This window comes from Kocuria sabuli (genome assembly GCF_040981185.1).
GTDB classification, from domain to species: Bacteria; Actinomycetota; Actinomycetes; order Actinomycetales; family Micrococcaceae; genus Kocuria; species Kocuria sabuli.
Window position 1 is genome coordinate 1 of record NZ_JAVHZE010000112.1, and the last position, 531, is coordinate 531.

General features: G+C 29.2%; 1 protein-coding gene. It reads right to left on the minus strand.

What is annotated here, in order from left to right; all coding sequences use genetic code 11:
* Nucleotides 1–11: 11 nt before the first annotated feature.
* Complete coding sequence (locus tag RE027_RS18170) at nt 12–428, minus strand: hypothetical protein (RefSeq protein ID WP_123906395.1); 417 nt, start codon at nt 426–428, stop codon at nt 12–14.
* Nucleotides 429–531: the final 103 nt, after the last annotated feature.

Below are 531 nucleotides of genomic sequence, written 5' to 3' on the forward strand. Positions count from 1 at the left end.
AGTTGGAGTCATTACCTAATATCTCTTAATAAAGATTTTTTGAAGACAGGTTCGTTCATTGCAATACTTAACTTCTCAGAAGAAAAAACAACATCATTAAGTTTTTCTAAAATTTTTTCCCTGAGTTTTTCGCTAGGCAAAGACATCAAATTATTATAATAGTCCAGACTAGTCCCTAAAGAAAAATAACCGCTATCAAAGGAATTAAATTCAGGGAGTAATGTTTGATGCGTATCTTTTTCAATAGTTTGATCTTTATATCCTATTTTTACATTGCCAAGATCATAAGAACTTCCGTCATTATCTGTAACTATCACATGGAATGTTGTACGAAAGGAGAAATCATCCCAATTATCAATTCGTAAATAAATTGTATTGCTTGTACCAGTTGGGATGTGGTACCCTTTTTGTATTACTTTAAATTTCATTTTATTAACCTATGTAAATATAAATTTATGGAGATATAATTTAGGCTCACTAATTAAAAAGCAAATCATCACAGACAAAGATGGCAAAGAAAATACTATTTTA